General features: G+C 45.7%; 8 protein-coding genes. 7 read left to right on the forward strand and 1 reads right to left on the reverse strand.

Going from position 1 to position 4,235, the window contains the following annotated elements:
• From mbpB to EJF25_RS24620, 3 genes are all read left to right on the forward strand, one after another.
• Positions 1-795: mobilization protein MbpB (gene mbpB, locus EJF25_RS24610; protein ID WP_007560590.1), on the forward strand; the 795-nt coding region annotated here is incomplete at its 5' end.
• Complete coding sequence (gene mbpC, locus EJF25_RS24615) at positions 752-1,204, forward strand: mobilization protein MbpC (RefSeq protein ID WP_004295511.1); 453 nt, start codon at positions 752-754, stop codon at positions 1,202-1,204. The genes mbpB and mbpC, both read left to right, overlap by 44 nt.
• On the forward strand, positions 1,158-1,454 hold the full coding sequence (locus tag EJF25_RS24620; RefSeq protein ID WP_425265811.1) for a hypothetical protein: 297 nt from the start codon (positions 1,158-1,160) through the stop codon (positions 1,452-1,454). Before mbpC ends, EJF25_RS24620 begins: the two co-directional genes overlap by 47 nt.
• 36 nt (positions 1,455-1,490) lie before the next feature.
• Here EJF25_RS24620 and EJF25_RS24625 read toward each other — a convergent pair whose 3' ends face one another.
• Positions 1,491-2,516 (reverse strand): replication initiation protein, encoded by a 1,026-nt coding sequence (locus tag EJF25_RS24625; protein WP_004295509.1) that lies wholly within the window; start codon positions 2,514-2,516, stop codon positions 1,491-1,493.
• A gap of 499 nt (positions 2,517-3,015) precedes the next feature.
• On the opposite strand from EJF25_RS24625, the gene EJF25_RS24630 reads away from it, so the two are divergent.
• The 4 genes from EJF25_RS24630 to mbpA all read left to right on the forward strand — a co-directional run.
• A complete protein-coding gene (locus tag EJF25_RS24630) occupies positions 3,016-3,267 on the forward strand; it encodes a type II toxin-antitoxin system Phd/YefM family antitoxin (RefSeq protein ID WP_004295507.1) in 252 nt (83 codons plus the stop codon).
• Positions 3,267-3,539, forward strand: a complete 273-nt coding sequence (locus EJF25_RS24635; protein ID WP_004295504.1) for a type II toxin-antitoxin system YoeB family toxin — start codon at positions 3,267-3,269, stop codon at positions 3,537-3,539. The genes EJF25_RS24630 and EJF25_RS24635 overlap by 1 nt, the downstream gene beginning before the upstream one ends.
• 52 nt (positions 3,540-3,591) lie before the next feature.
• Positions 3,592-3,747, forward strand: coding sequence for a hypothetical protein (locus EJF25_RS24640; protein WP_192915051.1), 156 nt, complete (start codon positions 3,592-3,594; stop codon positions 3,745-3,747).
• 192 nt (positions 3,748-3,939) lie between these two features.
• The coding region (gene mbpA / locus EJF25_RS26070; RefSeq protein ID WP_004327437.1) for a mobilization protein MbpA at positions 3,940-4,235 on the forward strand (296 nt) is incomplete at its 3' end.

A 4,235-nucleotide genomic window follows, 5' to 3' on the forward strand; every position in this document is an offset into this window, starting at 1 on the left:
ATGATAGGGAAAGGGAAAAGCATATCACATGGTGTGGCGGCATTGGAGTACGACCTCGCCAAAGAGATAAACGGGCAGGCAGTAGCCACCGAGATAGCCCGGCATGAACTTTATGGGTGTACTGGTGCGGAAATGGTGCAGGAAATGAAACCGTATCACATTGATTTTCCGAACGTAAAAAACAACTGCCTACGTTTCGAGGTCAGCCCCTCGATAGAGGAAAGCGCCACCTTTACGGATGCGGACTGGGCGGAACTTGGTAACGACTTCATGCAGCGCATGGGGTTGGCGAACCACCAGTACATCATCATCCGGCACAGCGGTACGGAGAGCAAGAAAGAGCAAGCCCACCTGCACATACTGGCAAACCGGGTTTCCCTTTCCGGGGAACTGTACCGGGACAACTGGATAGGGAAAAAGGCAACGGAAGCCGCCAATGCCATAGCCAAGGAACGGAACTTTGTACAGTCGCAGGACATTGGCAAAGTCAACAAAGCGGAAATCAAGGAAGCCATGGACGGCGTATTGAAGAAGATGCAGGGCTTTGACTTTACCAAATTCAAGGAAGAACTTGGTAAGAGAGGTTTTAAAGTCCGGGAAGCCAGGGCAAGCACCGGGAAACTTAACGGCTACTATGTCACAGCCCGAAGCGGTACGGAGTATAAGGCAAGCGAGATAGGGAAAGGCTACACTCTCGCCCATATCGAGCGGACACAAAGCAAACTGAAGTGCAACTCAATGAACATATCTCATGGAAACAAACTCACACCCGGAAGCGGCAGCTTCCAACGTTAAGCAGGGACAGTACAGCCCCCGGAAAAGAAAAGATACAACGCCAAGGGTAAACCCGCAGCTTGCGGTAGAACTGGTGTATCAAGAACTAAAGCGTGTTGAAGTCTATACGAAGCGCATAGAGGACGCAACAGCCCGAAAGGTACAAATAGACGGGAAAAGCCTTGAAAGTGCCGAAAATCGCCTAAAAAACGTGTTGGCGGACTTTGAACGGCAGGGGTACAGAATGAAAAACGGCGGTTATGTGGACAAACGAATTTCGTTCTACTCAATCCTTTGTGCTGTTATCTCCCTATTGTTCGCTTGTTTCATGTGCTATCTTTGGACGGATGCAGCCAAAGACCGGGACAACTACAAGCAGTATTATGAATACTACCAAGAGCAGGCAAGGGAACAAAAGGGGAATAAATAAACATCTAACTTTACGAATTATGGGAACAACGGAACACGAAGAACCCCGGTTCTTCTTCATACTGAACAAGGGTGCGAAGTCCGGCGGCGAAATCACCCATGCCGTCCTAAACGGTAGTATCGTTTCGAAGCCGGCAGGCTGGGACGCCTTTCATGGGCTTGCACTGGCGAGAGAGAAACTAAGCAGCGAGGAAATACAACAGCAGATGAAAGAACTTGGTGTAGAAATGGAAATCGTTCCTCTGATTTGACAAGATTACCCGGAGTGTTTCAGCCGGGTAATCTTGTTACTTATCCTTGATTTTCCCTTTAAGGGCGTTTATAATCCACCCTTTCGGATTGTTCTTTTCTCGTGATTTTCCGTTTAGGAGAGCCAGTTCTCCGATAAGGTCGGTTATCTTTTCTTGTGCCGTTATGAATGTCTCTTTGTTCCGGTTTATCTCTTCCGATGTGAAGCCGCAGGAATAACGGAGGTACTCGTACACATGGCTGTCTATCTGATATCGTGCTGTAACCTTTGCTTGCAATTCTTTCCCTTCCAGTTCTTCATCTCTGAACTGTGGTTGATAGACCGGGTAGAACCTAAACCCGGTCACCTTGCTACGTTTGTTGTTTGGGTTTTCACGCACTTTCACGTAGTTGAAAGTGTATGGGCAGCTCTCATCAAGCGCAGCCTTTGCTGGTTTCAAAACTCTTTCCTCAAAATGATCTATTCTGTCTTTTCCGTTCTTGTCCTTGTATTTGTCCGCAGGTATGCCAAGACGGTCTTTCAAGTTTTCAAGGGATATATCCAAAGGGTACACCTGCCCACTCATTAACATGTAAAACCTAAGGGAATACCCAGTAGGTAGCGCAAGAGCCTTGTTTAACTCAAATTCTCTGTACCCCTTGGCGAACTTGGTAAACACATCCCAAAGGTCGTTAGACACACGAAAGGTTATAATGCCAGTGCGTTTTTTATATTTTGGGTTAGATATAAATCCGCACTTCCACCATTCCTCGTCATCTTCGTAAGTAAAAAAACGTCCTGCCAAAGAATCGAGTGCGGCTATGATTTCATTGTAATCACGTCCGGAAAAAATAACGTCAGATACATGCATTTGTGCATCAACATCCCAAAGTCCATGCTCAAACTTGCGTTTCGTGCCTGCATAATCTTTCAGTTTTACTCCCTTTAGTTCAGCTTGGCACGCTTCCAGTATGCGAAGAACTATTCTTTGTTCGTGTATGGACATGTCTTGCTGTTTTGACCATGTATATACCCATGAAACAACAACATCTTTATTCTTGGTAATAGGTAGTTTCTTTTTCATAAACGATTGATTTGCTGCAAATATACACAATCCCCACATTAAAACAAAAAAAGAGGGGTAAAACTCCCAAAGTGTGGGGACTAATTTACTTTTAAACTCCCAAAGTGTGGGGACTAAACTCCCAAAGTGTGGGAAAAAAGAGGGGTAAAACTCCCAAAGTGTGGGGACTAATTTACTTTTAAACTCCCAAAGTGTGGGGACTAAACTCCCAAAGTGTGGGGAAACACATGTTCTAATCCCTTTATTTATGGGCGTTTGCGAAGAAGTGATAGAGCATATTACAGACGATGCTTATAACAGACAAGGGGAATTTATAGAGCTAAGTGGTTGATTTACTGTCGGAAAAAGAAAAACGATAGGGAAAAAGAGCAAAGCAAAACCAACCAACGGGCGGTAGGATTGGAAACGGGTTTTTATGGCGTGTACACGTTTGTGTACAAAATGTTTGTATTTTATTGAAATATAGCTATCTTTGTGCTGAATTTAAAAGCAAACAGATATGGAAGCATTATCAGTAAGAGAATACCGTAACAACCTCGCAGCGTCTTTCACCAAAGCTGACAATGGCGAGCAGGTACTAATTCGCAGGAAAAACGAGATTTACGCTTTGGTAAAAGTTGGTCGTGAAGATTTGATGATAACCCCGGAGCTGCAAGCAAGGATTGACAAGGCAAGGGAAGAAATCAAATCCGGAAAGTGTGTTACCCTCAAAAGCAGTGAGGATATTGACGCTTATTTCGATAGTCTATGATGTACACAATTAGGGTTTCCGACGGGGTGGATAAGGTGATTGCCAAATGGAAGAAATCAAACCCCAATTTGTTCAAGAAGTATAAGAAAATCTACAAAGAATTGTTAGAGCACCCTAAGACTGGGCTTGGGCATCCCGAAGCGTTAAGGGGCGGTGGGGATATTACATGGTCTCGACACATTACCGCCCATGACCGGATAATCTATGACATTTACGAGGAAGTGGTAGAGGTCTACATCTTGGAGGTAGAGGGGCATTACAACGATAAATGATAAAACTGTTATGGTCGAATATTGTGTTTACTGGTTAGAGAACGGCGAGCCTATGCACGAGGTGTTCTCTTCTCTTGCCGCCGCCGAGATGTACTCATGTGCGATAAGAGGGAAAGAAAACATTGAATGGGTGGAGGTGTCCGAAGAAGAAACCATTGATTTGGACGAACTGGAAGACATGTTCCCGGATGACTTCTGCGGCGTGTAATCCCCTTGGGTAGAAATGGGGTAGAATTTGTTAGGCTGTGGGGGATTTTCTAACACGCCGGGGCTTTTTGCTGGGCGGTTGGCGTGGATGTATTCCCATGCGGCATGTGTATATATAGCAAGAAGTGTCCTTGTCGGACAATTCTTGCTTTTCTCGCTTTGCTCAAAAAGATTTTAAGATTACCTTTGTGGCATGGAACTAAGACGGAACGAAAAGATTACATTCCGGTGTACCGAACTTGAAAAGGACGCACTTGCGGAGCAGGCAGCCCGGTGCAGTCTAAGCGTATCGGAATACTGCCGGAGTTTGTCCCTTGGGGGGCGCCCAAGGGAGAGGTACACCGAGGAGGAACGGCAGCTTCTCCGGGACATAGCCCAGTTGAAAGGGACGCTCCAACGGCTGAACAACTACTTCGGTGGTCGCCAGTACCGGGAAGTGTTCGAGGAGAACCGGGCACTAATTACAGAGCTCAAAAAAATACTCTCACG

This window comes from Bacteroides faecalis, from assembly GCF_003865075.1.
Classification (GTDB): domain Bacteria; phylum Bacteroidota; class Bacteroidia; order Bacteroidales; family Bacteroidaceae; genus Bacteroides; species Bacteroides faecalis.

Coding starts and splice junctions, on each gene's coding strand:
- EJF25_RS24630 (WP_004295507.1), top strand. CDS start 3,016: ATGGAAGCATTATCAGTAAGAGAATACCGTAACAACCTCGCAGCGTCT.
- EJF25_RS24620 (WP_425265811.1), top strand. CDS start 1,158: ATGAATACTACCAAGAGCAGGCAAGGGAACAAAAGGGGAATAAATAAA.
- EJF25_RS24635 (WP_004295504.1), top strand. CDS start 3,267: ATGTACACAATTAGGGTTTCCGACGGGGTGGATAAGGTGATTGCCAAA.
- EJF25_RS24625 (WP_004295509.1), bottom strand. CDS start 2,516: ATGAAAAAGAAACTACCTATTACCAAGAATAAAGATGTTGTTGTTTCA.
- EJF25_RS24640 (WP_192915051.1), top strand. CDS start 3,592: ATGCACGAGGTGTTCTCTTCTCTTGCCGCCGCCGAGATGTACTCATGT.
- mbpC (WP_004295511.1), top strand. CDS start 752: ATGGAAACAAACTCACACCCGGAAGCGGCAGCTTCCAACGTTAAGCAG.